The sequence below is a fragment of the Kitasatospora sp. NPDC002522 genome, from assembly GCF_053595195.1.
Map to the genome: position 1 here is coordinate 130,511 of NZ_JBSFXE010000008.1, position 25,466 is coordinate 155,976.

At 72.8% G+C, this 25,466-nt stretch carries 23 protein-coding genes; 16 read left to right on the forward strand and 7 right to left on the reverse strand.

The genetic code is table 11. The features are described 5' to 3' along the window. Positions 1-21 precede the first annotated feature (21 nt). Positions 22-2,772 carry a pyruvate dehydrogenase (acetyl-transferring), homodimeric type gene (gene aceE, locus ACWD4U_RS09180; RefSeq protein WP_363460492.1) on the forward strand — a complete coding sequence of 917 codons (2,751 nt, stop codon included), beginning with the start codon at positions 22-24 and terminating at the stop codon, positions 2,770-2,772. 113 nt (positions 2,773-2,885) lie between these two features. Here aceE and ACWD4U_RS09185 read toward each other — a convergent pair whose 3' ends face one another. Beyond that, the gene (locus ACWD4U_RS09185) at positions 2,886-4,454 is read right to left on the reverse strand and encodes an MFS transporter (protein WP_363460490.1); all 1,569 of its coding nucleotides are present in this window, start codon (positions 4,452-4,454) and stop codon (positions 2,886-2,888) included. Positions 4,455-4,588: 134 nt separating this feature from the next. Here ACWD4U_RS09185 and ACWD4U_RS09190 point away from each other — a divergent pair, with 134 nt between their 5' ends. The 7 genes from ACWD4U_RS09190 (at position 4,589) to ACWD4U_RS09220 (ending at position 11,612) form a co-directional block, all read left to right on the forward strand. Next, the gene (locus tag ACWD4U_RS09190; RefSeq protein ID WP_363460488.1) at positions 4,589-5,251 is read left to right on the forward strand and encodes a TetR/AcrR family transcriptional regulator; all 663 of its coding nucleotides are present in this window, start codon (positions 4,589-4,591) and stop codon (positions 5,249-5,251) included. Positions 5,252-5,351: 100 nt separating this feature from the next. Continuing rightward, a complete protein-coding gene (locus ACWD4U_RS09195) occupies positions 5,352-6,653 on the forward strand; it encodes a sensor histidine kinase (RefSeq protein WP_363460486.1) in 1,302 nt (433 codons plus the stop codon). Beyond that, the gene (locus ACWD4U_RS09200; RefSeq protein WP_363460484.1) at positions 6,650-7,327 is read left to right on the forward strand and encodes a response regulator transcription factor; all 678 of its coding nucleotides are present in this window, start codon (positions 6,650-6,652) and stop codon (positions 7,325-7,327) included. The genes ACWD4U_RS09195 and ACWD4U_RS09200 overlap by 4 nt, the downstream gene beginning before the upstream one ends. A 120-nt stretch (positions 7,328-7,447) precedes the next feature. Continuing rightward, entirely contained in the window at positions 7,448-8,650 is a 1,203-nt protein-coding gene (locus tag ACWD4U_RS09205) for an alpha/beta hydrolase (RefSeq protein ID WP_363460482.1), read from the forward strand. A 40-nt stretch (positions 8,651-8,690) separates the two neighbouring features. Beyond that, entirely contained in the window at positions 8,691-9,899 is a 1,209-nt protein-coding gene (locus tag ACWD4U_RS09210) for an acyltransferase family protein (RefSeq protein ID WP_363460480.1), read from the forward strand. 30 nt (positions 9,900-9,929) lie between these two features. Continuing rightward, entirely contained in the window at positions 9,930-10,277 is a 348-nt protein-coding gene (locus ACWD4U_RS09215; protein ID WP_363460478.1) for an MmcQ/YjbR family DNA-binding protein, read from the forward strand. Positions 10,278-10,421: 144 nt separating this feature from the next. Next, positions 10,422-11,612 (forward strand): alpha/beta hydrolase, encoded by a 1,191-nt coding sequence (locus ACWD4U_RS09220; protein ID WP_363460476.1) that lies wholly within the window; start codon positions 10,422-10,424, stop codon positions 11,610-11,612. Between the two features lie 22 nt (positions 11,613-11,634). On the opposite strand, the gene ACWD4U_RS09225 is transcribed toward ACWD4U_RS09220, so the two are convergent. Next, positions 11,635-12,645, reverse strand: a complete 1,011-nt coding sequence (locus tag ACWD4U_RS09225) for an aldo/keto reductase (protein WP_363460474.1) — start codon at positions 12,643-12,645, stop codon at positions 11,635-11,637. Then, a complete protein-coding gene (locus ACWD4U_RS09230) occupies positions 12,642-13,106 on the reverse strand; it encodes a MerR family transcriptional regulator (protein ID WP_363460472.1) in 465 nt (154 codons plus the stop codon). Before ACWD4U_RS09230 ends, ACWD4U_RS09225 begins: the two co-directional genes overlap by 4 nt. A 106-nt stretch (positions 13,107-13,212) precedes the next feature. Between ACWD4U_RS09230 and ACWD4U_RS09235 the strand changes: the two genes are divergently transcribed. Further along, the gene (locus ACWD4U_RS09235) at positions 13,213-14,043 is read left to right on the forward strand and encodes a serine hydrolase domain-containing protein (RefSeq protein WP_363460470.1); all 831 of its coding nucleotides are present in this window, start codon (positions 13,213-13,215) and stop codon (positions 14,041-14,043) included. 22 nt (positions 14,044-14,065) lie between these two features. On the opposite strand, the gene ACWD4U_RS09240 is transcribed toward ACWD4U_RS09235, so the two are convergent. Beyond that, on the reverse strand, positions 14,066-14,896 hold the full coding sequence (locus ACWD4U_RS09240; RefSeq protein ID WP_363460468.1) for a pirin family protein: 831 nt from the start codon (positions 14,894-14,896) through the stop codon (positions 14,066-14,068). Positions 14,897-15,146: 250 nt separating this feature from the next. On the opposite strand from ACWD4U_RS09240, the gene ACWD4U_RS09245 reads away from it, so the two are divergent. The 5 genes from ACWD4U_RS09245 to fabF all read left to right on the forward strand — a co-directional run bounded on the left by ACWD4U_RS09245 (position 15,147) and on the right by fabF (position 20,101). After that, positions 15,147-16,343, forward strand: coding sequence for a PucR family transcriptional regulator (locus tag ACWD4U_RS09245; protein ID WP_363460520.1), 1,197 nt, complete (start codon positions 15,147-15,149; stop codon positions 16,341-16,343). Between the two features lie 90 nt (positions 16,344-16,433). Further along, positions 16,434-17,372: an ACP S-malonyltransferase gene (locus tag ACWD4U_RS09250; RefSeq protein ID WP_363460466.1), complete on the forward strand. Its 939-nt coding sequence runs from the start codon at positions 16,434-16,436 to the stop codon at positions 17,370-17,372. Further along, positions 17,369-18,406, forward strand: a complete 1,038-nt coding sequence (locus ACWD4U_RS09255; protein ID WP_363460464.1) for a beta-ketoacyl-ACP synthase III — start codon at positions 17,369-17,371, stop codon at positions 18,404-18,406. Before ACWD4U_RS09250 ends, ACWD4U_RS09255 begins: the two co-directional genes overlap by 4 nt. An 80-nt stretch (positions 18,407-18,486) precedes the next feature. Next, the gene (locus ACWD4U_RS09260) at positions 18,487-18,729 is read left to right on the forward strand and encodes an acyl carrier protein (RefSeq protein WP_363460462.1); all 243 of its coding nucleotides are present in this window, start codon (positions 18,487-18,489) and stop codon (positions 18,727-18,729) included. A 103-nt stretch (positions 18,730-18,832) separates the two neighbouring features. After that, positions 18,833-20,101, forward strand: coding sequence for a beta-ketoacyl-ACP synthase II (fabF, locus tag ACWD4U_RS09265; RefSeq protein ID WP_363460460.1), 1,269 nt, complete (start codon positions 18,833-18,835; stop codon positions 20,099-20,101). A 114-nt stretch (positions 20,102-20,215) separates the two neighbouring features. Here fabF and ACWD4U_RS09270 read toward each other — a convergent pair whose 3' ends face one another. Together ACWD4U_RS09270 and ACWD4U_RS09275 are read right to left on the reverse strand one after the other, a co-directional pair. Beyond that, the gene (locus ACWD4U_RS09270; RefSeq protein WP_363460792.1) at positions 20,216-20,710 is read right to left on the reverse strand and encodes a DUF3145 domain-containing protein; all 495 of its coding nucleotides are present in this window, start codon (positions 20,708-20,710) and stop codon (positions 20,216-20,218) included. Positions 20,711-20,993: 283 nt separating this feature from the next. After that, positions 20,994-22,025, reverse strand: coding sequence for an NADP-dependent oxidoreductase (locus ACWD4U_RS09275; RefSeq protein WP_363460790.1), 1,032 nt, complete (start codon positions 22,023-22,025; stop codon positions 20,994-20,996). A 91-nt stretch (positions 22,026-22,116) separates the two neighbouring features. On the opposite strand from ACWD4U_RS09275, the gene ACWD4U_RS09280 reads away from it, so the two are divergent. Both ACWD4U_RS09280 and ACWD4U_RS09285 read left to right on the forward strand, forming a co-directional pair. Beyond that, on the forward strand, positions 22,117-22,563 hold the full coding sequence (locus ACWD4U_RS09280; RefSeq protein ID WP_363460788.1) for a MarR family winged helix-turn-helix transcriptional regulator: 447 nt from the start codon (positions 22,117-22,119) through the stop codon (positions 22,561-22,563). A 191-nt stretch (positions 22,564-22,754) separates the two neighbouring features. Continuing rightward, positions 22,755-24,386 carry an LCP family protein gene (locus ACWD4U_RS09285; RefSeq protein ID WP_363460786.1) on the forward strand — a complete coding sequence of 544 codons (1,632 nt, stop codon included), beginning with the start codon at positions 22,755-22,757 and terminating at the stop codon, positions 24,384-24,386. A 116-nt stretch (positions 24,387-24,502) separates the two neighbouring features. Here the strand turns inward: ACWD4U_RS09285 and ACWD4U_RS09290 are convergent, their stop codons facing one another. After that, positions 24,503-25,393 carry a 1-aminocyclopropane-1-carboxylate deaminase/D-cysteine desulfhydrase gene (locus ACWD4U_RS09290; RefSeq protein WP_363460784.1) on the reverse strand — a complete coding sequence of 297 codons (891 nt, stop codon included), beginning with the start codon at positions 25,391-25,393 and terminating at the stop codon, positions 24,503-24,505. Positions 25,394-25,466: the final 73 nt, after the last annotated feature.

Here is a 25,466-nt window from a genome sequence, read left to right on the forward strand (position 1 = left end):
GACCGACAGTGAAGGAACAGCGTGGCTTCCGGATCCGATCGCAACCCGATCATCATTGGCGGCCTCCCGAGCCAGGTCCCGGACTTCGATCCGGAGGAGACCGCGGAGTGGCTGGAGTCGCTTGACGCTGCCATCGACGAGCGCGGGCGCGAGCGCGCCCGTTACCTCATGCTGCGGCTGATCGAGCGCGCCCGTGAGAAGCGTGTCGCCGTGCCCGAGATGCGCAGCACGGACTACGTCAACACCATCGCGACCAAGGACGAGCCGTTCTTCCCCGGCAACGAGGAGATCGAGCGCAAGATCCTGAACGCGACTCGCTGGAACGCGGCCGTTATGGTCTCCCGCGCCCAGCGTCCCGGTATCGGCGTCGGCGGCCACATCGCCACCTTCGCCTCCTCCGCGTCCCTCTACGACGTGGGCTTCAACTACTTCTTCCGTGGCAAGGACGCCGAGGGCGAGTCCGGCGACCAGATCTTCTTCCAGGGCCACGCCTCCCCCGGCATCTACGCCCGCGCCTTCCTCCTGGACCGACTGTCCGAGCAGCAGCTCGACGCCTTCCGCCAGGAGAAGTCGAAGGCCCCGTACGGCCTGTCCAGCTACCCGCACCCGCGGCTGATGCCGGACTTCTGGGAGTTCCCGACCGTCTCGATGGGCCTCGGCCCGCTCGGCGCGATCTACCAGGCCCGGATGAACCGGTACCTCGAGCACCGCGGCATCAAGGACACCTCCGACTCGCACGTGTACGCCTTCCTCGGCGACGGCGAGATGGACGAGCCGGAGTCGCTCGGCCAGCTGTCCCTGGCCGCCCGCGAGGGCCTGGACAACCTGACCTTCGTGGTCAACTGCAACCTGCAGCGCCTGGACGGCCCGGTCCGCGGCAACGGCAAGATCATCCAGGAGCTGGAGTCGCAGTTCCGCGGCGCCGGCTGGAACGTCATCAAGCTGGTCTGGGACCGCTCCTGGGACCCGCTGCTGGCGCAGGACCGCGACGGCATCCTGGTCAACAAGCTGAACACCACGGTGGACGGCCAGTTCCAGACGTACGCCACCGAGTCCGGCGCGTACATCCGCGAGAACTTCTTCGGCGGCGACCTGCGCCTGCGCGCCATGGTCGAGAACATGTCCGACCAGCAGATCCAGCACCTGGGTCGCGGCGGCCACGACCACCGCAAGGTCTACGCGGCGTTCAAGGCGGCCCGCGAGCACAAGGGCCAGCCGACCGTGATCCTCGCCCAGACGGTCAAGGGCTGGACGCTCGGCCCCAACTTCGAGGGCCGCAACGCCACCCACCAGATGAAGAAGCTGACGGTCGAGGACCTGAAGCGCTTCCGCGACCGGCTGCACCTGCCGATCACCGACAAGCAGCTGGACGAGGGCTACCCGCCGTACTACCACCCGGGTCGCAACTCGGAGGAGATCCAGTACATGCACGACCGCCGGCGGGAGCTCGGCGGCTACGTGCCCACCCGCAAGGTGCGTCCGCGCAAGCTCGAACTGCCGGGCGACGACGCGTACAAGGCGGTCAAGAAGGGCTCCGGCAACCAGACCATCGCCACCACCATGGCGTTCGTCCGGCTGCTCAAGGACCTGATGCGCGACAAGGGCATCGGCAACCGCTTCGTGCCGATCGCGCCGGACGAGTACCGCACCTTCGGCATGGACTCGCTGTTCCCGTCCGCCAAGATCTACAACCCGCTCGGCCAGACCTACGAGTCGGTCGACCGCGAGCTGCTGCTGGCGTACAAGGAGTCCCCGACCGGTCAGATGCTGCACGACGGCATCTCCGAGGCCGGCTGCACCGCCTCGCTGATCGCCGCGGGTTCGTCCTACGCGACCCACGGCGAGCCGCTGATCCCGGTGTACGTCTTCTACTCGATGTTCGGGTTCCAGCGCACCGGCGACCAGTTCTGGCAGATGGCCGACCAGCTGGCCCGCGGCTTCGTGCTCGGCGCCACCGCAGGTCGCACCACGCTGACCGGTGAGGGCCTCCAGCACGCCGACGGCCACTCGCACCTGCTGGCCTCCACCAACCCCGGTGTGGTCGCCTACGACCCGGCCTACGGCTACGAGATCGCGCACATCGTCCAGGACGGTCTGCGCCGGATGTACGGCTCCTCCGCCGAGCACCCGCAGGGCGAGGACGTCTTCTACTACATCACCGTCTACAACGAGCCGATCAAGATGCCGGCCGAGCCGGAGGGCGTCGACGCCGAGGGCATCGTCAAGGGCCTCTACAAGCTCAAGGACGGCACCGCGGGCCAGATCCCGGCGCAGCTGCTCGCCTCCGGCGTGGCCGTGCCGTGGGCGCTGGAGGCCCAGCGGCTCCTCGCCGAGGAGTGGAACGTCAAGGCGGACGTCTGGTCGGCGACCTCCTGGAACGAGCTGCGCCGTGACGCGGTCGCGGCGGAGGAGTTCAACCTGCTCCACCCCGAGGAGCCGCAGCGCGTCCCGTACGTGACCACCAAGCTCTCCGGTGCGGAGGGTCCGTTCGTCGCCGTCTCCGACTGGATGCGCGCGGTGCCGGACCAGATCTCCCGCTGGGTGCCCGGTCAGTACCAGTCGCTCGGTGCCGACGGCTTCGGCTTCGCCGACACCCGCGGCGCGGCCCGGCGCTTCTTCCACATCGACGCCCAGTCGGTCGTCCTGGCCACCCTCACCGAGCTGGCCAAGCAGGGCAAGATCGACCGCAGCGTGCTGAAGGCGGCCATCGACCGCTACCAGCTCCTCGACGTGGCCGCCGCCGACCCGGGCCACGCGGGCGGCGACGCCTAAGCGCTAGCCCAGCCAGGGGCGCGGGGAACTGCGCGAGCAACCCTGACAGACGGAAAGATCCGCCCGAGGAACAGAACCCCTGTCCTCGGGCGGATCTTTGCGTCGAGCGGGCGTCAGATGTGCACGGCCGGGCCGGCGTCGTTCGCACCGCGCTTGGTGAACAGGCCGAGGCCCGCCGCCGCGAGGGCGACGATCGCGGCGACCGTGAAGGCGACGCCCATGCCGCTGACGAAGGACGAGTGCACCGCGTCGGCCACCTGCGCGCCGGTGTTCGGCGGGGCGATGCCCAACTGCGCGGCCTGCTTGAGCTGTTCGCCCTGCTCGCCGGCGGGGAGCGGGGCCCCGGTCGCGGCGGCCCACTTGTCGGGGAGCACCGAGGTGACCTTGGAGGCCATCACCGCGCCGAGGACCGCGGTGCCGAGGCTGCCGCCGACCTGCATGGCAGCCTGCTGGAGGCCGCCCGCGACGCCGGAGAGCTCCAGCGGGGCGTTGCCGACGATGACCTCGGTGGCGCCGACCATGACCGGGCTGAGGCCGAGGCCCATCAGCACGAACCAGAGCGCCATGACGCCGCCGCCGGAGTCGACGTCCAGGGTGGACATGCCGAGCATCGCGGCGGTGGTGAAGAGCATGCCGCCGACGATCGGGATGCGCGGGCCGACCTTGCCGATCAGGTAGCCGGAGACCGGCGCGCCGACGATCATCATGCCGGTCATCGGGAGCAGGTGGACGCCGGCGTCGACCGGCGACATGCCGTGCACGTTCTGCAGGTAGAAGGTGACGAAGAAGACGCCACCGAAGAACGCGAAGGCCATCAGCACCATCAGCAGGGTGCCGGCCGAGAGCGGCACCGAGCGGAACAGGGCGAGCGGGATCAGCGGCTCCTTCGCGCGGGTCTGCCACAGCGCGAAGACCACCAGGGCGAGCACCGCGCCGCCGAGGAAGAGCAGCGTGGCGGGGTCGCCCCAGCCCCACGCCGGGGCCTTGATGATGCCCCAGACCAGCATGAACATCGCGCCGGAGAGCAGCACGATGCCGGGGATGTCGAAGGACTTGGCGGCGTTCTCGGCGCGCACGTCCTTGAGGATCACCAGGCCGAGGACGAGCGCGATCAGGCCGACCGGGATGTTGATGAAGAACACCGACTGCCAGCTGACGTGCTCGACCAGCAGGCCGCCGACGATCGGTCCGGCCGCGGTGGAGGCGCCGATGACGCCGCCCCAGATGCCGATCGCCATGTTGAGCTTGTCGGCGGGGAAGGCCCCGCGCAGCAGGCCGAGCGCGGCGGGCTGGAGCAGGGCGCCGAAGAGGCCCTGGAGCACCCGGAAGAAGATCACCTGCTGGATCGAGCCGGCGAAGCCGATGGCCGCGGAGGTGGCGGCGAAGCCGACCGCGCCGATCAGGAAGGTGTTGCGGTGGCCGAACCGGTCACCGATCTTGCCTGCGGTGATCAGGAAGACCGCGAGGGCCAGCAGGTAGCCGCTGGTCACCCACTGGATGTCGGCGGGCGAGGCGTGGAGATCTTCCTGGATGACCGGGTTGGCGATGGCGACGACGGTGCCGTCGAGCGCCACCATCATCACGCCCACCGCGACGGTGAGGAGCGTCAGCCAGGGGTGCCCCCGCAGGCTGCTGCGGGCCGGCGGATCGGCCTGCGTCTTGTCGAGTACGGACTGGCTCATGCGGATCGGGCCTTCCCCGTGGAGTGGTGGTGCGGCTGGACGGCAGCGCCCCGAACATTATGTCAGTCGCTGACAATCGACAAACGGTGACTCGTGTCACCTCGTGCCAACTGTCAGAGCGCTATCGTGGAGCCATGGCCACCCCCACCACCGCCGAGGAGCAGCCGGTCGGCCTGCGCGAGCGGAAGAAGCAGCGCACCCGGGACTCCCTGGTCGGCGCCGCCCACCGGCTTTTCCTGAAGCAGGGCTACGGACAGACCACGGTGGACGAGATCGCCGCCGAGGTGGAGGTCTCCCAGCGCACCTTCTTCCGGTACTTCGCCAACAAGGAGGAGGTCGCCCTCGCGGTGCTCGCCGACGCCGAGGAGCAGTTCCTCGGCCGGCTGCGCGCCCGGCCCGCCGGGGAGAACCCGCTCCAGGCGATGCGCGGCGCCCTCAACGAGGTCTGGCGAACCCTCGACCAGGGCGGGCCGGGCCAGGGCGGCAACGTCAACGCGGCGCTGGAGCTGTTCGAGCTGATCGAGTCCACCCCGACGCTGCTCGCCGCCCACCTGCGGCACTCCATCCAGCAGGAGGCGGAGATCGCCCGGGTGCTGGCCGACCGCGAGGGACTGGACCCGGAACTCGACCTGCGCCCCCGGCTGCTGGCCGCGGTCTTCGGCACCGTGGTGCGGATCTCACACCTGTCGTACGCCGCCAACCCGGACGCCCACGGCCCCTGCACCGACGGGATGCTCGCCCTGATCGAGCGTCACTTCGACCAGCTGGGACCGGCCCTGGCCGGCTCCTGGCGCTGACCCGGGACCCCGCGGAGCCCGGGGTGGCACCACGGTATGACGCGGCGGCCGCTACCCGGGTATGAGGACACCGGCCCGGCCCCGCTCTACCCTCGGGCCCGTGAGCATCTGGAACGACTTCCTCCGCGCCCTGACCGAGCCCGCCCCGGACCACCGGCCGCTGATGTCCGGCGCACGGCGGCGCTGGGTGCGGGCGGCGCCGTACGGCGTGGTGCTGGCCATGGTCGGGGCGCTGCTGCCGACCGGCATCGTGCTGCTGATGCGCGTCTACGGGCTGGGCGGATCGCTCGCCACCGCGCTCGCCGTCGTGCAGGCCGGGGCGCTGGCCCTGGCGCTGACCAGGCCGCTGCTGGCCTGGCAGCTGGTCGCCCCGTCGGTGGTGGTCGGCGCGGTCGCCACCTACGGCTCGGCGAGCGAGGAGAGCTGGCCCTGGCCGGTCACCACGCTGCTCGCCTACCTGTTCCTGATGGTCTTCCTGGGGCTGCGCGAGCGCGGCCGCACCCTGCTGGCCGTCTGGGTGGTCACCTTCCTCGGCTCCAGCCTGAGTTGGACCGCCTTCAACGAGCACTTCGACGGCTCCTCGGTGGTGGTCACCGCGCTGTCCGGGGTGATCCTGCTGCTCGGCTGGCTGCTGCGCGGACGCGGCGAGGCACGGCGTCTGCTCGCCGAGCAGGAGCAGATCTCCGAGGCCGAGCGCGCCCGCCGGACGCTGCTGGAGGAGCGGGCCCGGATCGCCCGCGAGCTGCACGACGTGGTCGCCCACCACATGTCGGTGATCGCCGTGCAGGCCGACAGCGCCCCGTACCGGATCGAGGGCCTGCCGGAGCCCGCGGTCGCCGAGTTCGGCCAGATCGCCGCCGCCGCCCGCGGCTCGCTCGCCGAGATGCGGCGCCTGCTCGGGGTGCTGCGGGCCGCCGAGACCGAGGCCGACAAGGCCCCGCAGCCGGGGCTCGCGGATCTGCCCAAGCTGCTGGCCACCGTCGCCCAGGCCGGGGTCCGGGGCGAGCTGACGGTCGATCAGGAGGTCGCCGCGCTGGAGCCGGTGCCGGAGGCGGTCGCGCTCTCCGCCTACCGGATCGTCCAGGAGGCGCTGGCCAACGTGGTCCGCCACGCCCCCGGCGCCGCCGCCCGGGTCCGGCTGTCCGCCGCCGACGGCGCGCTCGCCGTCGGCGTGGTCAACGACCCGCCGCCCGGCCGGGGCGCCGCCGTGGAGGCCGCCGGCTCCACCGGGCAGGGCCTGGTCGGCATGCGCGAGCGGGTGCGGCTGCTCTCCGGCGACCTGGAGACCGGGCCCACCCCGGAGGGCGGCTACCGGGTCCACGCCGTGCTGCCGCTCGGCGACCCCGCGTCGGGCATGCTGGTGGCATCCGCTGACGACGTCTCAGGAGAGAGCCCTTCATGACCATCCGTGTCCTCATCGTCGACGACCAGGCGATGGTCCGCGCCGGATTCGCCGCGCTGCTCGGCGCGCAGAGCGACATCGACGTGGTCGGCGACGCCGCCGACGGCCGCCAGGCGATCGAGGTCAGCGGGCGCACCCACCCCGACGTCGTGCTGATGGACGTCCGGATGCCCGAGATGGACGGCCTGGAGGCCGCCCGCCGGCTGCTCGACCCCCCACCGGGCGTGGTGCACCGGCCGCGGGTCCTGATGCTCACCACCTTCGACGTCGACGACTACGTCTACGAGGCGCTGCGGGCCGGCGCGTCCGGCTTCCTGCTGAAGGACGCCCCGCCGGCCGACCTGATCGCCGCCGTCCGCGTGGTCGCCGCCGGCGACGCCCTGCTCGCGCCCTCGGTCACCCGCCGCCTGATCGAGGACTTCGCCCGCAACCGGCCCGCGCCGCGCCGCGATCCGCGGCTGCGGCTCAACGGCCTCACCCCGCGCGAGACCGAGGTCCTCGAACTCATCGCCCGCGGCCTGTCCAACCAGGAGATCGCCGCGCAGCTGGTCCTCGCCGAGCAGACCGTCAAGACCCACATCGGCCGGATCCTCGGCAAGCTCGACCTCCGCGACCGCGCCCAGGCCGTCGTCCTCGCCTACGAGTCGGGCCTGGTCCAGCCGGGCGCGCGGTAGTCCCACCCGGTGGGCCAGGTAGCCCCCCGGTATGACGCCGCGGTTGGCTCCGCGGTGTGACGCCCCGTCGGGTGTCGTCTTCCTACCTTCCTCTCCGTTGCCGAAGGAGAGGAAGAAGCGATGGTCTCGCGTCTGCGTCGCACGATGGTCGCCGCCGCACTGGTGGCGACCGCCGTACTGGGGGTCGGTTCGTGGGCGTCGGCGGACGCCCAGACACCGCTGACCGGGCCCCCGCCGGGCACCGCCGCGTGGGTCGCGGACACCGTGCTCGGCGTGCCGCTGCCGGACCCGGGGAAGGCCTCGCCCGCCGAGGTCGCGGCGTTCTTCGCCGATCTCCCGCTCGCCCGGCAGCGGGCGCTGGCCGTGCGGCACCCGCAGGTGGTCGGCAACCTGGACGGCGCGCCGCTGCCGCTGCGCTACCAGGCCAACAGCCTCGCCCTCGCCGAGGAGCGGGCCCGGGAGGACGCCCGGGCCGCCGACCCCGCGCTGCCGGACCGCGACCGCCAGGCGGCGGCCGCCCGCGCCGAGCGCTACGCCTCGCTCACCGGCCGGCAGCTGCTCGCCTTCGACCCGCGCGGGCGCGGCCAGGTCGCCGAGGTCTTCGGCGACCTGACGAAGGATCAGCGGGCCGCCGTACTGGTGCCCGGCTCCGATGTCGACTTGTCGAGCTATGACCGCGCGTCGGACGGCTACACCACCCTCGCCGGGATGGCGAAGGCCCTGCGCGCCGAGAGCGGCGACCGGGTCGCCGTGGTGGCGTGGGCCGGCTACACCACCCCGCTCGGCCTCGGCGTGGACGTCGCCCGGGAGGACCTGGCCCGGGCCGGCGCGGTCCGCCTGGACCGGATGCTGGCGGGCCTGACCCCGGCGACCGGGCCGGTCACGCTGTTCTGCCACAGCTACGGGTCGGTGGTCTGCGGCCAGGCCGGACCCGACCCCGCGCAGGTGTCCGCGCTGGTGGTGTACGGCTCGCCGGGCCTCGGCACCGACCGGGCCGACCGGCTGCGGGTGCCGGTGTGGGCGGTGCAGCGCAACGCCGAGGACTGGATCTCCGACGTGCCGAACGTGTCGCTGTTCGGCTTCGGCCACGGCACCGACCCGACCTCCGCCGGCTTCCACGCCCACCCGGTCCCGTCCACCGGCTCGCACGGCCACAGCGGCTACTTCGCCCCGGGCAGCGCCTCACTGACCGCCTTCGCCCGCCTCGCCCTGACCGGCACCACCGACGTCTCCGGCCCCACCCCCGACGCCGGTACGCCCGGCGCCACCGACGTCTCCGGTCCCACTCCCGACGCCGGTACGCCCGGCGCCACCGCGGCCTGACGGCCCGTCACCCCCGCTTCCACGGAACAGGAGTACCGCCATGCTGCCCGCAACCCTGCGCCGCGCCGCCGCCGCGGTGGACGGCAAGACCCCCGCCGGCCGCGACCGCGCCCTGGACGGACTGCGCGCCCTCGCCCTGCTCTCGGTGCCGGTCGGGCACTGGATGCTCGGCGGGTTCACGCTCTCCGGCGGGGCGCTGCACAACGCCAGCCCACTGGCGGCACTGCCGTCCATGGCGCCGCTCAGCTGGGTGCTGCAGATGCTGGGCGTGTTCTTCCTGGTCGGCGGCCGGGCCTCGGCGCTGTCGCTGCGGCGGGCCGCCGAGCGCGGCACGGACACCCGCGCGTGGCTGCGCGGCCGGGTGCTGCGGCTGGCGCGGCCGGTGCTCGGGGTGGCCGCGGTGTGGGCGGCGCTGATCCCGGTGCTGCGCGGGCTCGGCGTCCCGGCGGACAGCGTGCGCACCGGGGCGGTGCTGATGGTGCAGCCGCTCTGGTACATCGCGATGTACCTGGTGCTGACCGCGCTCACCCCGCTCTGCGTCCGGCTCGGGCGGCGGCTGCGCGGCTGGGGCGCGGCGGCGCTGATGGCCGTGGTCGCGGTGGTCGACCTGCTGCGGTACGGGCCGTGGGCGTCGTCGATGCCGGGCTGGCTGAGCCTGCTGAACCTGCTGCCGGGCTGGCTGTTCGCCTACCAGGTGGGCGTGGACTGGGCGCACGGGCGGATCTCCCGGGCCGGGGCGAAGCTGCTGGCGTTCGGCGGGGCGGCGCTGTTCGCGGTGCTGCTGCTGGTCTTCCACTACCCGGCCAGCATGGTCGGGGTGCCGGGCGCGGCGCGGACCAACTCGCACCCGCCGTCCCTGCTGGTGCTGGCGCTGGCCTCGGTGCAGGGCGGCGCGGCGATGCTGCTGAAGGACCGGCTGGGCCGGCTGCTGCGCCGTCCGCTGCTGTGGCTGCCGGTGGTGGCGGTGAACCTGGGCGCGATGACGATCTTCTGCTGGCACCAGACCGCGATGTTCCTGACCGCGCTGGCCGGTGCGCGGTTCGGCGCGCTGCCCGGGCTGACCACCGCGCCCGACTCGGCGGGCTGGGCGCTGCTGCGACTGCTGTGGCTGCCGGTGTTCGGCGCGGTACTGGCGCTGATCGCCCGCCACGCCCGCCGGTTCGACGCGCCGTGGCCCTCGCGGACCTGGCGCGCGGTGGCCGGGGCCGGGGCGGCGCTGTTCGCGGTGTACGCGCTGGGCGCGGTCTGACGGTCAGTCGGGCTCGCTACGCTGGCGCCCATGGCGACCTTCGACGAGCTGACCGCGGTGGCGCTGGCGCTGCCGCAGACCCACCAGGAGATCACCTGGGAGCAGGTCACCCTGCGCCTCGGCCGGAAGATCTTCGCGATGGGCCACCCGGAGTCCGGCGCCGCCTCGGTGAAGGCCCGCCCCGAGGAGCAGGCCGAACTGATCGCCGCCGCACCCCAGGTGTACTCGATCGCCCCGTACACCGGCCGGTTCGGCTGGGTGCGGGTGGAGCTGGCCCGGGTGGACGCCGAGGAGCTCCGGGAGCTGGTCACCGAGGCCTGGCGGAGCACCGCGCCGAAGCGGCTGCTGAAGGACTTCGACCAGGGGCGGCGTGCGTAGCGTCCGGGGGAATGTGACGCGGAACACGGTTTGATCCCTGCCGGGCGCCCCGGGCGGCCTCTACCCTGGCTGACTAGTAGTTGGCAGTCGCAGCACCGTCGGGCCCGGCCCGCTGTCCCGCACCGGCCCGAGGGAGATGACGCCATGCAGCGCAGGCGGGTCAAGCGCATCCTGATCGGCGTCTTCGCGGGCTGCGCCGCCCTGGTGGACGCGGGCGCCGCCGCCGCGCAGGCCGCCGCCTCGAACGAGCAGCTGCTGATCACCACCCCGCCCGCGGGCAGCACCGCGTGGGTCGCCGACCAGTCCTTCGGGCACGCGCTGCCGGACCCGGCCACCGCCGACCCGGCCGCGGTGGCGGCGTTCTTCGCGGCGCTGAAGCCCGCCGAGCTGGAACGGCTGATCACCGAGTACCCGCTGGTGGTCGGCAACCTGGACGGCGCCCCGCTGCAGGTCCGCTACCGCGCCAACCGGGTGGCCATCGCCGCCGAGCGCGACCGCGCCCGCCTGCGCGCCGCCGACCACACCCTGGACGCCACCGCCCGCGCGCTGGCCACCTCCCGCGCCAACGACTCCGAGCACCTGCTCGCCGACGGCCGGCAGATCCTCGCCTTCGACCCCCGCGGCCGCGGCCTGGTCTCCGAGGTGTACGGCGACCTCGCCACCGCCGACCGGGTCTCCGTGCTGGTGCCCGGCTCGGACGCCGACCTCGCCCACTTCGACCAGACCGTCGACCCGCTGCGCTCCCCCGCCGGCATGGGCCGCGCCCTGTACGCCGAGGAGCACGCGCAGTCCCCCGGCGCCCGGACCGCGGTGATCGCCTGGACGGGCTACGTCACCCCGCAGGGCCTCGGCCCGGACGCGGTGACCTCCCGGCTCGCCGAGGCCGCCGCGCCCCGGCTGGAGCGGCTGCTCGCCGGACTGAAGCAGGTCGGCCACCCGCAGACCCCGCCGGCGCTGCTCTGCCACTCCTACGGCTCGGTGGTCTGCGGCACCGTCGCACCGCACCTGCACGAGGCGCAGCCCACCGACCTGGTGGTGTTCGGCAGCCCCGGCATGGGCGTCGGCTCGGCCGCCGAACTCGGCACCGGCGTCCAGGTCTGGGCGGCCCGCAACTCCTCCGACTGGATCGGCAACGTGCCCTACCTGGAGGTCGGGGGCCTCGGTCACGGGGCCGACCCGACCACCCAGGCGTTCGGCGCGATGGCGATCTCCTCGACCGGCGCCAACGGCCACAACGGCTACCTGGTCCAGGGCACCGCCAGCCGGCACAACTTCGCCGCCATCGCGCTCGGCCGCTACGGGGACGTCACCGGCCCCGCCGAGCAGGAGAACTGACCGGCCGCCAGGTGACCCGCGGTCAGACCTCGCGGGCGTCCGCGGTGGCGCTCATGTCGGCGTAGCGGTCGCCCGCCACCAGACCGCCGATCCGGTCGAGCTCGACCAGCTCGGCCGCGGTCAGCTTCAGCGCCGTCGCCGCGGTGTTCTCCGCCAGCCGGGTGCGCTTGCGGGTGCCCGGGATCGGCACCACGGCCAGCCCGTGCACCTCGGCCCGCTGCTGCACCCAGGCCAGCGCGACCTGGGCCGCCGTCACCCCGCGGTCCGCCGCGATCTTCCGGATCGGCTCGACCAGCGCCGCGTTGCCGTCCGCGTTCGGCCCGGTGAACTGCGGCAGGTAGCGCCGGTAGTCGCCCTCGGACAGCTGCTCGGCGGAGCTGAACGCGCCGGTCAGGAAGCCCCGGCCGAGCGGCGAGTAGGGCACCAGCGCCACGCCGAGCTCGGCCGCGGCGGGCACCGCGCTGCGCTCGACGCCGCGGGCGAACAGCGACCACTCGGACTGCAGCGCGGTGATCGGGTGCACCGCGTGCGCCTCGCGCAGCTCCGCGCCGGTGACCTCGGACAGGCCCAGGTAGCGCACCTTGCCGGCCTCGACCAGCTCGGCCATCGCGCCCACCGACTCGGCCAGCGGCACCTTCGGGTCGCGCCGGTGCATGTAGTAGAGGTCGATCACGTCGATACCCAGTCGGCGCAGCGAGGCGTCCACTGCGCGGCGGATGTACGCCGGGTCGTTGTTGACGCCGCGGTACGACGGGTCGTCGGCGCGGCGCTCGATCGCGAACTTGGTGGCCAGCACCACCCGGTCGCGGTTGGCCCGGACGAACGGGCCGACCAGTTCCTCGTTGGCACCCGAGCCGTAGACGTCGGCGGTGTCGAACAGCGTCACCCCGCGCTCCAGCGCCGCGTCCAGGGTGGCCAGCGCCTCCTCGGTGTCGGTCGGGCCGTAGAACTCGCTCATCCCCATGCAGCCCAGGCCCTGCACGCCCACGACCGGGCCGTCGGTGCCGAGCCGGGTGGTCTCGATGCTGCTCATGCGCTCTTCCTGTCGTTGAGGGGTTCCAGCTGTGCTTCCTCGTCGCCGGTGCGGGCGGACAGTTGCTCGGGCCGGCAGACCACCGGCACCTCGTCCGGCGCGCCGTAGATCTCGATCTTCAGGTCGATCACGGCGAGCGTCGCGTGCAGGTCCGCCAGCCGCTGCCGGACCTCCTCGCGGTGGGCCACCAGCAGTTCCTGCCGCTCCCGGCGGGTGCCGTCCCCGGCCCGGACCAGTTCCACGTACCGCACCATGTCGGCCACCGGCATCCCGGTCAGCCGAAGCTTCGTCAGGAACGCCAGCCTGGCCAGGTCCGCCTCGCTGTAGCGGCGCTGCCCCGCGTAGGAGCGGTCCACCGGGTCCAGCAGGCCGATCCGCTCGTACCAGCGCAGCGTGTGCGCGGACAGGCCGGTGGCCTCGGAGACCTCTCCGATCCCGAACCCTGCGAACGTTTCTGCCACGGCTGACCCCCGGTCTCGGCGACGGTGACGACGCTACTGAGTTAGAGCGCACTCCAAGCAAGCCTGGCACACCGTCGCGCCCCCGCCGTCGTCTAGAGTTCGGGCCATGCAGAGCTTGCGGATGATCGAGGACTGGCCGGTACCGAACGCCGCGGCGGCCGTGGTCGGCGCGGACGGCGCGCTGCTCGGCGCGCACGGCCCGCAGGACCACCTCTTCCCGCTCGCCTCGGTGACCAAGCTGCTCAGCTCGTACGCCGTGCTGGTCGCCGTCGAGGAGGGCGTCTTCGAACTCGACGACCCGGCCGGGCCCGAGGGCTCGACCGTCCGCCACCTGCTCGCCCACACCTCCGGCCTCGCCTTCGACGAGCACCGCGTGATGGCCGCCCCGGGCAACCGCCGGCTCTACTCCAACGCCGGCTTCGACGTCCTCGCCGCCACCCTGGAGCAGGCCTCCGGCATCCCGTTCGCGCAGTACGCCGCGGAGGCGGTCTTCGCGCCGCTGGGCATGCACGCCACCCTGATCAACACCGCCCACCGCGCCCCCGCCGGCGCTGGCGGCCTCTCCACCGCCGCCGACCTGTGCCGCTTCGCCGCGGAACTCCAGGCCCCCAAGCTGCTCGACGCCGCCACCCTGCGGAGCGCGACCCGCGAGGTCGCCTTCCCCGGCACCAGCGGCGTCCTCCCCGGCTTCGGCCACCGCCGCCCCAACGACTGGGGCCTCGGCTTCGAGATCCGCGACCACAAGACCCCGCACTGGACCGGCACCGCCAACTCCCCCGCCACCTTCGGCCACTTCGGCCAGTCCGGCACCTTCCTGTGGGTCGACCCGGACGCCGGCCTCGCCTGCCTCGCCCTCACCGACCGCGACTTCGGCCCGTGGGCCGCCGAGGTGTGGCCGCAGCTCAGCGACGCCGTCCTGGCCGAGGCCGCGGCGTAGGGCGCGTCGTTCGGATCACGCCCTAGCCGTACGACACCTCGCTGTCCATCTGCCACAGCAGCAGTTCCACGCCGTCCTCCCCGGCCACCGGGTCCGCGAACGCCTCGCCGGTGATCCGCACCGAGTCCCCGGCCACCGCCGAGCGGCCGCCGCCCTGCGGCCCGGGCACCGTGCGGTAGCCGACCGCGCCGGACACCACGTGCACGTAGCGGAACGGCGCCTGCGGCAGCGGCGGCAGCGAACGCCAGGCCGACGCCCGGACCAGCCACAGCGCGGCGTCGCTGCGCCGCAGCCGCAGTGCCTCGGCGTCCTCGGCCCGTCCGGAGGCGAGCAGCGTCAGGCCGTCCTCCTCGACCGGCACCTGCCGCAGGCCGAACCCCGGCGCCGCCCCGAACTCGTCGGGCTGCAGCCACATCTGAACGAACGTCACCGGCTCGGCCGAACCGCCGAGGTTGCGCTCCGTATGGGTGATTCCCGAACCGGTGGACTGCACCTGCACCATCCCGGGCCGGACCACACCGGCGTGCCCCGCGTCGTCGCGGTGCGCGAGCGCGCCCCGCACCACCCAGGTGACGATCTCGGTCTCGCTGTGCCGGTGCGCGTCGTAGCCGGCGCCCGGGGCCAGCGTCTCCTCGTTGCAGGCCAGCAGGGCGCCGAAGGAGGTGTTCCTCGGGTCGTAGTGCCCGGCGAAGGAGAAGGCGTGCCGGGCGGTCACGCCTTCGGCGGGTTCGGACAGGTAGCGCTCGGCGGCGCGCCGGTGGTCCGCGCGCCCGCGCTCGCGCCGCACCGGCGCGAAGGAGGGTTCGACCGCTTCGGGGAGGGGGCCGTCGCCCGCCGGGGAATCCACGCTCACCCGCACCACGGTAGCCGGTGTGACCGGGGCCACCGGACACATCCACCCCGGGTGTGCACGAGCACCGCTCCGGGTGAGGCAAGGTAGTGCCGTGCCATCCGCTTCAGCGAAACCCGACAAAGCAGCCGACCGGTCGACCGGCGAGCGCCCGTCCCCCGACCGGGCCGTCGACAAGGGGCCGGAGAAGAAGTCCGCGGCCAAGCGCCCGGCGCCCGCCCGGGCGTCGGCCGGGGTGCCCGCGCGCGGCCGGATGACCGCCGAGGAGCGGCGACTGGCCGCCGACCGGGCGGAGCTGCGGGCGGCCACGCTCAAGCGGCTGGAGAAGTCCGCGGGCAAGCTGGCCACCGCCGCGATCGCCCGGATGGACGACCAACTCGCCTGGTACCGGCGGATGCCGCCCGAGCACCGCTCGTGGATCGGCCTGGTCGCCCAGGCGGGCATCGCCGCGTTCACCGAGTGGTACCGCCACCCGGAGGCCCCGCAGGCGATCTCCACCGACGTGTTCGGCACCGCGCCGCGCGAGCTGACCCGGGCGATCACGCTGCGGCAGACCGTGGAACTGATCCGCACCACCATCGAGGTGATGGAGGAGGCCATCGAGGAGGTGGCCGCCCCCGGCGACGAGGCCGGGATGCGCGAGTCGGTGCTGGTGTACGCCCGGGAGATCGCCTTCGCCACCGCCCAGGTGTACGCGCAGGCCGCCGAGGCGCGCGGCGCGTGGGACGCCCGGCTGGAGGCGCTGGTGGTCAACTCGCTGCTGTCCGGCGACGCCGACGAGGGCGTGCTGTCCCGGGCCGCGGCCCTCGGCTGGGGCCAGCCCAGCCAGGTGCGGGTGGTGATGGGCAGCGCCCCGGACGGCGACAGCGAACTGGTCGTGGAGGCCATCCGGCGGGCCGCCCGGTACGCCAAGCTGCACGTGCTGACCGGGGTGCTGGGGCGCCGCCTGGTGGTGGTGGTCGGCGGCGACAAGGAGCCCGTGCACGCCGCCCGGGCGCTGATCGGACAGTTCGCCCCCGGCCCGGTGGTGGTCGGCCCGACCGTCGGCGACCTGCTCTCGGCGACCCGCTCCGCGCACGCCGCGGCGCAGGGCCTGAAGGCGTGCGCCGCCTGGCCGGACGCGCCGCGCCCGGTGCTCGCCGACGACCTGCTGCCGGAACGGGCACTGGCCGGCGACGAAGTGGCGCGCCGCCAGCTGGTGGAGGAGATCTACACACCCCTGGAGGAAGCCGGCTCGGCACTCCTGGAGACGCTGAGTGTCTACCTGGAGCAGGCGTCCTCGCTGGAAGGGGCCGCCCGGATGCTCTTCGTCCACCCGAACACCGTCCGCTACCGGCTGCGTCGTGTGACAGACGTCACCGGCTATGCTCCGTCCGACGTACGTTCGGCGTTCACCCTGCGCATCGCCCTTGCTCTGGGGCGTCTCGGTTCCGGACCGGACCAGGGCTGAACGAACTGTAGGGAATCCACAAGCCGACGTGCTTTTCTTCGTCATCGTCGCCTACCCGCCCGCGGGCGTCCGGCGAGAGAGGGTTGAACCGTGCTTGTAATCGTCGCCCCTGGACAGGGTGCCCAGACTCCCGGTTTCCTCAACCCCTGGCTCGAACTGGACGGCGTGGCCGACCGGCTGCGCCAGTGGTCCGAGGTGGCCGGCCTCGACCTCGTGCACGCCGGCACCGAGGCGTCCGAGGAGGAGATCAAGGACACCGCCGTCGCCCAGCCGCTGCTGGTCGCCGCGGGCCTGGTGACCGCGGGCGCACTGCTCCCGCAGGGCGTCACGGGCACCGCCGGGGCGGTCGCCGGGCACAGCGTCGGCGAGATCACCGCCGCCGCGCTGGCCGGGGTGCTGTCCGAGCAGGACGCGCTGGCCTTCGTGCGCGAGCGCAGCCTGGGCATGGCCGAGGCCGCCGCCGCCACCGCGACCGGAATGACCGCCGTCCTCGGCGGGGACCCGGAGACGGTGGCCGCGAAGCTGGCCGAACACGGCGTGACCGCGGCCAACAACAACGGCGGCGGCCAGCTCGTCGCGGCGGGCACGCTTGAGCAGCTCGCCGCGCTGAAGGCGGACCCGCCGGCCGGCGCGCGACTGATCCCGCTGAAGGTGGCCGGTGCCTTCCACACCGAGCACATGGCCGCCGGCGTGGAGCGGCTGGCCAAGCTCGCCCCGACCCTGAAGGCCGCCGACCCGCTGGTCACCTACCTGTCGAACAAGGACGGCGAGGTGGTCGGCGACGGTGCCGAGGTGCTGGCCCGCCTGGTGTCGCAGGTGTCCAACCCGGTCCGCTGGGACCTGTGCATGGAGACCCTGCAGCAGCTCGGCGCCACCGCGGTGATCGAGCTGTCGCCGGCCGGCACCCTCACCAACCTGGTCAAGCGAAACGTCAAGGGCGTCGCGACGCTGGCCCTGAAGACCCCCGCCGATCTCGACAAGGCACGCGAGCTCGTGGCCGAGCACGGCGGCCGGGAGAGCACCGCATGAGCATTCAGATCAAGCCGGCCACCGGCGCCCAGTACTCGCGGATCCACGGCGTCGGCGGCTACCGCCCCACCCGGGTCATCCCCAACTCCGAGGTGCTGAACTGGATCGACTCCTCGGACGAGTGGATCCGCACCCGCTCCGGCATCGCCGAGCGCCGCTGGGCGGGCCCGGAGGAGAGCGTCTCCGAGATGTCGGTGCAGGCGGCGGGCAAGGCCATCGCGATGGCCGGGATCACGCCCGAGCAGATCGGCGGCGTGATCGTCGCCACCGTCTCGCACCTGAAGCAGACCCCCGCGATCGCCACCGAGATCGCCCAGCGACTCGGCTGCGGCACCGCCCCCGCGTTCGACATCTCCGCCGCCTGCGCCGGCTTCGGCTACGGCCTGAGCCTGGCGGACGGCATGGTGCGCGGCGGCAGCGCCGGGTACGTGCTGGTGATCGGCGTGGAGCGGCTCAGCGACCTGACCGACGTGACCGACCGCTCGACCGCCTTCATCTTCGGTGACGGCGCCGGCGCGGCCATCGTCGGCCCGTCCGACACCCCCGGCATCGGCAAGGTGATCTGGGGTTCGGACGGTTCGCAGGCCGACGTGATCTCGCAGACCCAGGCCTGGGACACCGCCTTCGCCAAGCCCGACGCCGTCAACGGCGCGGGCGACCCCGAGCAGGGCGCCAAGTGGCCGGCCCTGCGGATGGAGGGCCAGACGGTCTTCCGCTGGGCGGTGTGGGACATGGCGAAGGTCGCCCAGCAGGCGCTGGACGCCGCGGGGATCACCGCCGACCAGCTCGGCGCGTTCATTCCGCACCAGGCCAACATGCGGATCATCGACGCCATGGTCAAGGCACTCGCGCTGCCGGCCTCGCTGCCGGTGGCCCGCGACATCGCCGAGACCGGCAACACCTCCGCCGCCTCCATTCCGCTCGCCATGGAGCGGATGCTGGAGCGCGGCGAGGCCAAGAGCGGAGACCTGGCGCTCATCATCGGCTTCGGGGCCGGTCTGGTCTACGCAGCCGCAGTCGTTACTCTCCCCTAGGCGTTTTTCCCGCCCAGCTCAGATAACCCGCGGCGGTCCGCCGGACCGTTCGCCGTCAACAGTGAAGAGGAGCAGCCGATATGGCTACCCGCGAAGAGGTTCTTGAGGGTCTCGCCGAGATCGTCAACGAGATCGCCGGCATTCCGGTGGAGGACGTCGAGCTCGACAAGTCCTTCACCGACGACCTGGACGTCGACTCGCTGTCCATGGTCGAGGTCGTCGTGGCCGCCGAGGAGCGCTTCGGCGCGAAGATCCCGGACGACGAGGTCAAGAACCTCAAGACCGTCGGCGACGCGGTGGACTTCATCGTCGCGAACGTCTGACCTTCTGTCAGGCTTCCGGTCGGGGCGTGTGCACCGCGCCCCGACCGGCCCCCCCTCCTTACCGGCCTCCGACCTTCCCCCGTTTGTGAGAGAAGAAGAACCAGTGACTGCTGAAAATCGCACCGTGGTCGTCACGGGTATCGGCGCCTTCACGCCGCTGGGCGGCGACGCCGCCTCGTTCTGGGAGGGTCTGCTGGCCGGCCGCTCCGGGGTCGCCGCCCTGACCGAGGAGTGGGCCACCGACCTGCCGGTCCGGATCGCCGCCCGCGTCGCGGTCGAGCCGGGCACCATCCTGCCCCGCCCGGTCGCCCGCAAGCTGGACCGCTCGGCCCAGTTCGCGCTGATCGCCGCCCGCGAGGCGTGGAAGGACGCCGGGTACGAGACCCCGGCCACCGACGAGTCCTCGAAGCTCGCCCCCGAGCGCCTGGGCGCGGTCATCGCCTCCGGCATCGGCGGCGTCACCACCCTGCTCGACCAGTACGACGTGCTCAAGGAGCAGGGCGTCCGCAAGGTCTCCCCGCACACCGTGCCGATGCTGATGCCCAACTCCCCGGCCGCCAACGTCGGCCTGGAGGTCGGCGCACGCGCCGGCGTGCACACCCCCGTCTCCGCCTGCGCCTCCGGCGCCGAGGCGATCGGCTACGCGATCGAGATGATCCGCACCGGCCGCGCCGACGTGGTCGTGGCCGGCGGCACCGAGGCCGCGGTCCACCCGCTGCCGATCGTCGCCTTCTCCAACATGATGGCGATGTCCAAGAACAACGAGGACCCGGAGCACGCCTCCCGCCCGTACGACAAGGCCCGCGACGGCTTCGTCCTCGGCGAGGGCGCGGGCGTCGTCGTCCTGGAGTCCGCCGAGCACGCGGCCGCCCGCGGCGCCCGGGTCTACTGCGAGGCCGTCGGCCAGGGCCTGTCCTCGGACGCCCACCACATCGCCCAGCCCGAGCCGACCGGCGCCGGCGTGGCCCGCGCCATCGACGACCTGTTCGCCCGCAACGACATCGACCGGTCCGAGGTGGTGCACGTCAACGCGCACGCCACCTCGACCCCGCAGGGCGACACCGCGGAGATCAAGGCGCTGCGCCGCACCCTCGGCGAGCACCTCGACCACGTGGCCATCTCCGCCACCAAGTCGATGACCGGCCACCTGCTCGGCGGCGCCGGCGGCATCGAGACCGTCGCCACCGTCCTCGCCCTGCACCACCGGCTGGCCCCGCCGACCATCAACGTGGTCGACGTGGACGACGACATCGACGCCGACATCGTCCGCGACGAGCCCCGCAAGCTCCCGGTCGACGGCCGCATCGCCGCCCTGAACAACTCCTTCGGCTTCGGCGGCCACAACGTGGTGCTGGCCTTCCGCAGCGTCTGACGGCTGCCGCGCGCAACCCGGAAGGGGCGCGAGGCACCGACCGGACCGGCCGGGCACTCCTACTGAGTGTCCCGACCGGTCCGGTCGGTGCCTCGCGCCCCTTCGGGCGTCAGGTCACACCACCTGGTGCAGCCAGCGAACCGGCGCGCCCTCCCCCGCGTACCGGAACGGCTCCAGCTCGTCGTCCCACGGCTTCCCCAGCAGCCGGGTGATCTCCGTCTCCAGGTCGCTGCCCTCGCTGCGGGCCCGCAGCAGCACCGCGCGCAACCGGTCCTCGGGGATCAGGATGTCGCCGTGCATGCCCGTCACCGCGTGGAAGATGCCGAGGCTGGGCGTGGACGAGTACCGCTCGCCCTCCGCGGTGGCGCAGGGCTCGCTGGTCACCTCATAGCGCATCAGCTGCCAACCGCGCAGCGCGGAGGCGAGCTTCGAGGCGGTGCCGGGCTCTCCCTGCCAGGAGAGTTCGGACCGCCAGTGGCCGGGCGCGGCGGGCTGGCGGATCCAGTCGAGACTGACCCGCGCGCCGAGCACGCCCGCCACCGCCCACTCGACGTGCGGACACAACGCGCGGGGCGCGGAGTGGACGTAGAGCACACCACGTGTCGTCACCGGGACCTCCAGGCTGTGGACGAGGGTCGCCTTCCCCAGCTGCCTCGTTCCGGTCACCGGCGGGTCCGGAAGTTACTGATCACTGGCTACCCCGTGAAGCTCAACTTATTCGACATTAGGTCATCAAATTGAGCAAAACGGACAAGCTTTCACCCCATGGTAGTCGGTTCCTCCGAGAGGTCTACCCCCGCCCCGCACACCTCCCCCGAACGGCCCTAACACCGCGCCCCCGCCGGATCGCTTCCGGCGGGGGCGGGATGACGGTGCGTAACCCGACGAGGGGTCAGATCTTGACGACCATCTTTCCGGTGTTGGCACCGCGCAGCATGCCGAGGAAGGCGTCGACGGTGTTCTCCACGCCCTCGACCACGGTCTCGTCGTACCGCAGCGAGCCGTCCTTCAGCCAGCCGCCGACCTCGGCGTGGAACTGCGGCTGCAGGCCGTAGTGGTCGCCGACCAGCATGCCCTGCAGGCGCAGCCGCTTGCCGATCGCCTGGGCGAGGTTGCGCGGAGCGGCGGGGGCCTGGGTGTCGTTGTACTGGGCGATGGCGCCGCACAGGGTGACCCGGCCGTGCACGGTGAGCGCGCCGATCGCGGCCTCCAGGTGCTCGCCGCCGACGTTGTCGAAGTAGACGTCGATGCCGTCCGGCGCGGCCTGCGCGAGGAGTTCGGCGACCGGGCCGTCCTTGTAGTTGAAGGCGGCGTCGAAGCCGTAGCCGTCGACCAGCCGGGAGACCTTCTCGGCGGAGCCGGCCGAACCGACAACCCGCTTGGCACCCTTGAGCCGGGCGATCTGGCCGACCAGCGAACCGACCGCGCCGGCCGCGCCCGAGACGAAGACGGTGTCGCCCTCCTTGAACGAGGCCACCTCCAACAGGCCTGCATAGGCGGTGAGTCCGGGCATCCCGAGGACGCCCAGGAAGTACGAGAGCGGGGCCAGCTTCGGGTCCACCTTGGCCACGTGCGCGGCGCTCACGGTGGCGTACTCACGCCAGCCGCTGCCGTGCAGCACCGCGTCGCCGACCTCGAAGCCCTCGGCGGCGGAGGCCACCACGTAACCCACCGCACCGCCGCCCATCGGCTGCCCGAGCGCGTACGGCGGGCTGTAGGACTTCACGTCGTTCATCCGGCCGCGCATGTACGGGTCGACCGAGAGGTACGCGTTGCGGACCAGGATCTCGCCCGGCGCGGGCTGCCGGAGCGGGGCCTCGACCAGCGCGAAGTCGGCGGGGGTGGGCCAGCCCTGGGGGCGGGCGACCAGGTGCCACTCGCGACCGGTGGCGGGGAGGTCCTGCGGGAGATCCTGCGTTGCCATCACATGCTCCTTGACGTGAAACGTTTAGCTACTCAAGCAATCCTGGAGATGAAAGGTTCATGTTGTCAAATGTTCAGGTAGACTCGGAGGCATGGAGAAGCAGCAGCTGCCGCCCGCCGACCCGATGACCCTCGAGGTCGTGGACCTCATGGCGAAGCTGGTGGGCCTCTTCCACCGCGAGTACGAGGAAGCCGCCGCCGCCCGCTCGCTGACCGGCGCCCAGGCGAAGGTGCTGGCACTGCTGCGGCGCGGGCCGATGCCGATGCGGCACATCGCGCAGACGCTGGCCTGTGAGCCGTCCAACATCACCGGCATCGTGGACCGGCTGGAGGGCCGGGGCTTCGTCACCCGCGAGCCCGACCCGCAGGACCGCCGGGTCAAGCTGGTCGCCGCCACCGAGCCCGGGCGGGCCGCCTCCGAGGAACTGCGCGAGTCGCTGAACTTCGCCCGCGAGCCGCTGGCCGCCCTCGGCGACGAGGAGCGGGTCCAACTCCGGGACCTGCTGCGGCGGATGCTGGACAGTTCGGCCACCGGCTGACCGGACGACATGCCGAACCGGACCCCGCCCATCCGTTCGAAAAATCTCTCCGCGATGATGGTTTGTGTGTAACCGTTCGGGCCGCCGCACCGTCTAAGTGGTGACGAGTGCCTCATCCGCAGCGCGGCGGGTGGTGGCTGTGCCTGCCCTCGGGCACCAGAAACACCTGCCCGAAGAGAGAGCCCTGACGGATGACCGACGCCAACCACAGCCCTGCCGCGGCCTACTCCCGCCGTCGTCGGATCGCACGCGGGGTCGGTGCGACCGCCGCCGTGCTGGTGGTCGCCACCGCAGGGGTGGGCGCCTGGTTCTACCAGCGGCTCGACCACAACATCACGACCTTCGCCGCCGAGGGCATCGCCACCAGCCGCCCGCCGGCCGGGCCCACCGCGCCCACCGGCGGACGCGCCGTGAACGTGCTGCTGCTCGGCTCCGACACCCGCGACGACGGCAACGCCGCACTGGGCGGCGGCGACGAGGGCGTGGGCCACTCCGACACCGCGATCCTGCTGCACGTCTACGCCGATCACAAGCACGCCGTCGGCGTGTCGATACCCCGGGACACCCTGGTCACCATCCCGGCCTGCCGCCTCCAGGACGGCCGGTGGACCACCCCGAAGACCAACCAGATGTTCAACTCGGCTTTCACCCTGGGCGAGTTCAAGGCCGGCAACCCGGCCTGCACCCAGAACACCGTCGAGGCCATGACCGGTCTGCGGATCGACCACACCATGGTGGTCGACTTCAAGGGATTCGCCGCGATCACCAACGCGGTCGGCGGCGTCGACGTCTGCGTCCCCAACGACGTCGACGCGTACGGCATCCACCTCCGCAAGGGCCGCCAGACCGTCTCCGGCCAGCAGGCCGTCGACTACGTCCGGGTGCGGCACGGGCTCGGCGACAGCTCCGACATCGGACGGATGCGCCGTCAGCAGGCCTTCATGTCTTCCCTGATCAAGAAGGTGCAGGGGCAGGGCTTCAACCCCACCACCCTGCTGCCCCTCGCCGACGCCGCCACCAAGTCGCTCACCGTCGACCCCGAGCTCGGCTCCGCGGCGAAGCTCGCCGAGTTCGCCCAGTCACTGCAGAACATCAAGCTGTCCGACATCCAGTTCGTCACCGTCCCCTGGCGCTACCAGGGCGAACGGGTCGCCCTGGTCCAGCCCGACGCCGACACCCTGTGGAACCTGCTCCGCCAGGACCGCACTCTGGACGGCCACACCACCGCCGACCCCTCCGCCACGGCGAGCCCCGGCACCGCCGGAACTCCCGGCACCCTGCCCAGCCCGACCACCAGCTTCTCCCCCAGCTCCGTTCCCATCGACGGAGCCGGCGCCGGCGCCGGGGTTGGGGCCGGGGCCGGGGCTGGAGGTGCTGCTGGCCCCGGCGCCGGAGCCAGCGCGGGGGCCGGAACCAGCCCGAGCGCGGACTCGCTGGCGGTGCCGATCACCGTCCACAACGCCGCCAAGTCGCCCGGCCTGGCCGGACAGACCGCGGCCCAGCTGCGCTCCCACGGCTATCGCGACATCACCGTCGGCCCCAACACCACTCCCCGCCGCACCACCCTGATCGAGTACGCCCCCGACCGCCAGGCCGCCGCCGAACAGCTCGCCCAGCTCTACCCCGGCGCCGAGCTACGCGCCGACCCCTCCGCCGACGGTCTCACCCTCACCGTCGGCCAGGACCGTGCTCCCTCCGACGCCCCCTCACCCGACTTCACCGGCCCCGCCACCACCGCCATCCCCTCCACCATCCCGACCGGCATCGCCGACAACACCCGCCCCGCGGACAGCGACATCTGCGCCGACCTCAGCTTCGGCTGACCGGTGGGGGATGGTTGGTGAGGGTGGCTGGTGGCAGTGGTTGGTGGGAGTGGTTGGTGGGAGTTGAGGGACGGCCCGAGGACGTGGGTGGGATCTGAGGGCGGACGCGGGCGGGATCAGTTCACCGGGTCGGGCAGTCCCGTCACCACCAGGGTCACCCGGCGGTCGGCCAACTCGCCTGCCCGGGCGAGCTGGTGGACCGCCCACAGCGCCTTGGCCACGTAGCGCCGCTCCACCGGCACCCCGTGCGCCCGCTCGAAGTCGACCGCGAACTGTTCCAGCTCCGTCGGCACCTTGCCGTAGCCGCCGCCGTGGAATCCGTGCGTGATCCGCCAGTTGGCGAACTCCTTTCCGTAGGACGCTCGGTGAAGCGCCGTCACTTCCCGTTCCAGGTACCCCTTGCCGCGCAGCACTGCCACGCCCAGTGCCTCGGCACCACCGGGCAGCCCGGCGGCGATTCCGGCTAGGGTGCCGCCGGTGCCGACCGCGCAGCAGACCACGTCGTGCCCGCCCAGGCCCGGGAGCTGCGCGGCCAGCTCCTGCGCCACCACCGAGGCCCCGCGCACCGCCGGCGCGTTGGAGCCGCCCTCCGGAAGGACGTAGTAGCCGGCCCGCGGCACCGCGCCCGTCGCCAGCTCGCGATAGACGGAACGCTCGACGAACTCCAGCGCCATGCCGTCCCGCTCGGCCTGCCGCAGGGACCAGTTCCGCGGTGCCTGAGCCAACTCCACCCCGCGGATCACCCCGACGCTCGCCAACCCCAGCCCCTGTGCCGCCGCCGCCACCGCCCGGATGTGCGTGGAGTACGCCCCGCCGTACGTGAGCAGTCCGCGGCTGCCCCGCGCTATCGCCTCCTCCAGGTTCGGTGCGAGCTTGCGCCACTTGTTGCCGGGCACCCGCGGGTGCGCCAGGTCGTCACGCTTCAACCAGAGCTCGACTCCGACCCCCGCGAGGCTCGGGTCGACAATCGGGGTGAGCGGGGTGGGCAGGGCGGCGGGAGCAAGCATCCGCCCACCCTAGATCCGCCCGGTCGGGATCGGCGGGTCGAGTTCAGCCCGCCCGAGATCCACCGCTCCCGCG

What these genes read in the sequence shown, in the direction of transcription:
- ACWD4U_RS09185 (WP_363460490.1), bottom strand. Translation starts at nt 4,454, where the DNA reads ATGAGCCAGTCCGTACTCGACAAGACGCAGGCCGATCCGCCGGCCCGC.
- ACWD4U_RS09190 (WP_363460488.1), top strand. Translation starts at nt 4,589, where the DNA reads ATGGCCACCCCCACCACCGCCGAGGAGCAGCCGGTCGGCCTGCGCGAG.
- ACWD4U_RS09200 (WP_363460484.1), top strand. Translation starts at nt 6,650, where the DNA reads ATGACCATCCGTGTCCTCATCGTCGACGACCAGGCGATGGTCCGCGCC.
- ACWD4U_RS09205 (WP_363460482.1), top strand. Translation starts at nt 7,448, where the DNA reads ATGGTCTCGCGTCTGCGTCGCACGATGGTCGCCGCCGCACTGGTGGCG.
- ACWD4U_RS09210 (WP_363460480.1), top strand. Translation starts at nt 8,691, where the DNA reads ATGCTGCCCGCAACCCTGCGCCGCGCCGCCGCCGCGGTGGACGGCAAG.
- ACWD4U_RS09215 (WP_363460478.1), top strand. Translation starts at nt 9,930, where the DNA reads ATGGCGACCTTCGACGAGCTGACCGCGGTGGCGCTGGCGCTGCCGCAG.
- ACWD4U_RS09220 (WP_363460476.1), top strand. Translation starts at nt 10,422, where the DNA reads ATGCAGCGCAGGCGGGTCAAGCGCATCCTGATCGGCGTCTTCGCGGGC.
- ACWD4U_RS09225 (WP_363460474.1), bottom strand. Translation starts at nt 12,645, where the DNA reads ATGAGCAGCATCGAGACCACCCGGCTCGGCACCGACGGCCCGGTCGTG.
- ACWD4U_RS09235 (WP_363460470.1), top strand. Translation starts at nt 13,213, where the DNA reads ATGCAGAGCTTGCGGATGATCGAGGACTGGCCGGTACCGAACGCCGCG.
- ACWD4U_RS09245 (WP_363460520.1), top strand. Translation starts at nt 15,147, where the DNA reads ATGACCGCCGAGGAGCGGCGACTGGCCGCCGACCGGGCGGAGCTGCGG.
- ACWD4U_RS09255 (WP_363460464.1), top strand. Translation starts at nt 17,369, where the DNA reads ATGAGCATTCAGATCAAGCCGGCCACCGGCGCCCAGTACTCGCGGATC.
- ACWD4U_RS09260 (WP_363460462.1), top strand. Translation starts at nt 18,487, where the DNA reads ATGGCTACCCGCGAAGAGGTTCTTGAGGGTCTCGCCGAGATCGTCAAC.
- ACWD4U_RS09275 (WP_363460790.1), bottom strand. Translation starts at nt 22,025, where the DNA reads ATGGCAACGCAGGATCTCCCGCAGGACCTCCCCGCCACCGGTCGCGAG.
- ACWD4U_RS09280 (WP_363460788.1), top strand. Translation starts at nt 22,117, where the DNA reads ATGGAGAAGCAGCAGCTGCCGCCCGCCGACCCGATGACCCTCGAGGTC.
- ACWD4U_RS09285 (WP_363460786.1), top strand. Translation starts at nt 22,755, where the DNA reads ATGACCGACGCCAACCACAGCCCTGCCGCGGCCTACTCCCGCCGTCGT.
- ACWD4U_RS09290 (WP_363460784.1), bottom strand. Translation starts at nt 25,393, where the DNA reads ATGCTTGCTCCCGCCGCCCTGCCCACCCCGCTCACCCCGATTGTCGAC.